The organism is Allokutzneria sp. NRRL B-24872 (genome assembly GCF_002155965.1).
Classification (GTDB): domain Bacteria; phylum Actinomycetota; class Actinomycetes; order Mycobacteriales; family Pseudonocardiaceae; genus Allokutzneria.
Window position 1 is genome coordinate 1 of the sequence record NZ_MUMH01000283.1, and the last position, 2040, is coordinate 2040.

Consider the following 2040-nt stretch of genomic DNA (forward strand, 5'->3'; position numbering starts at 1 on the left):
GCCTCCTCCCGGAGCGCGACCGCCCGGCCCGCCGCGCAACGGTCCCCCCGGCTCTTACCCGCCGCCCGGGCCGCCCCCTGGGCAGCGCCCGCCCGGTGAACAGCCGACGCAGATGATCCAGCAGCCGACCGAGATGATCGCGCCGGCCGAGCCCGAGTTCCCGCGCGAGCCCACGCTGCTGACCCACCGCGAGCCGATCCCCGAGGCGTACGAGACCGATCACGAGGCCGACGGCTTCGACGACGAGGACCCGGAGCTGACCGAGGAGGAGGAGCGCGCGCTGCGCAAGAAGAAGATCTGGCGCCGCGTCCGCCGCACCGCCTACGTGCTGACCGGCCTGGCCATCCTCGGCCCGATCGTCGCGTTCATCATCACCTACTACATGGTCGACATCGTCAAGCCCGACGAGTACCTCAAGCAACAGGACAAGACCGTCTCGCTGCTGTTCAGCAACGGCGACGAGATGAGCAAGATCGTCCCGCCCGCCGGGGCCTCCACCTTCGTCAAGCACTCGGAGATCCCGCCGATCGTCCTCGCCGCGATCACCTCCACCGAGGACGCGTCCTTCTACGAGAACCCGGGCTTCGACGTCATCGGCATCATGCGCGCGGTGTGGAACCAGGCCACCTCCGGTGTCGGTGGTGGGTCGGGCATCACGCAGCAGTACATCAAGCTCTCCACCGGCGACAAGGAGAACTCGCTGCGCCGCAAGTGGATCGAGCTGGTCAAGTCCTTCAAGATGAGCGTGGAGCAGGACAAGCCCCAGATCATGGAGGCCTACCTGAACATCGCGCAGTTCCGCGCGGGCACGATCGGGATCGACGCGGGTGCCCAGTCGCTGTTCGGCAAGAGCGTCAAGGACATCAAGGACCCGGCCGAGGCCGCCCTGCTCGCCGCCGTGCTCCAGGCGCCGTCGCGCTGGGACCCGGACCGCAACCTGGAGGGCGTCACCGAGCGTTGGCGGACGATGGTCCTGCCGCGCATGGCGAAGAACAACAAGATCACCGAGGAACAGGCCAAGACCCTCCAGTTCCCCCAGGTCCTCAAGCGCACCAAGCACAACAGCGGGCTCAGCGCGCCGATGATGCACGTCCAGGACCAGGTCCTCGACGAGCTTGAGCGGACCCTGAACCTCAAGGAACAGGACATCCTCAAGAACGGCCTGACCATCCAGACCACGATCGACCCGGGTGCCCAGAAGGCCGCCGAGGACGCGGTCAAGAAGGTGATGGGCAACAACGTCGACACGCTGCGCAGTTCCCTCGTCGCCGTCGATCCCAAGTCGGGCGGCATCGTGGCGTACTACGGCGGTGACAACGGCGCCGGTCTCGACTACGCCAAGCAGCCCCAGGAACCCGGCTCGTCGTTCAAGCCGTTCGTGACCCTGGCCGCCCTGGAAAAGGGCATGGGCATCGGCGAGTACTACGACGGCACGTCCGGCATCCCGCTCGGCGGACGCACGTGGAGGAACTCCGGCAACGACAGTTCCTGCGGCAAGCAGTGCTCGGTGCGCGACGCGACGACCAAGTCGGTCAACACGGTGTTCATCAAGATGGCACTGGACGTCGGAACGAAGAAGGTCGCCGACGCCGCGCACGAGGCGGGGATCGAGAAGACCATCAACGGCAAGCAATCGCTGGTCGGCGAGAACGGCGGCGCTCCCGACGCCAACATCGCGATCGGTGGTGGCCGGACCGCCGTGCGCACGATCGACATGGCGACCGGCTACGCCACCTTCGCCAACGACGGCATGCGGCACGTGTCGCACTTCGTCAAGGAAGTGAAGGACGGCCAAAAGCCCTACTTCGAGGACTACGAGAAGTCGAAGTTCCCGCCGGAGGCGGCCTTCGACAAGAGCGACAGCGCCCGCAACACCAACCTGGCGCGCAACGTCACCGAGTCGATGCTCCAGGTGGCGAGCTACTCGAGGCTCGGCCTCAAGGGCAACCGGCAGGTGGCGGCCAAGACCGGAACGCAGCAGTACCTGGAGACCGCGCAGAACTCCGACGCGTGGACGGTCGGCTACACCCCGCAGATCTC

At 66.8% G+C, this 2040-nt stretch carries 1 protein-coding gene (only partly in view); it reads left to right on the forward strand.

The window, feature by feature from the left end; genetic code table 11:
* Positions 1-112: 112 nt before the first annotated feature.
* Positions 113-2040 carry part of the coding region annotated (locus tag CCN37_RS37445; protein ID WP_086830154.1) for a transglycosylase domain-containing protein on the forward strand (this coding region is incomplete at its 3' end). 170 nt of the annotated region lie beyond the right edge of the window, so 1928 of the 2098 annotated nt are shown.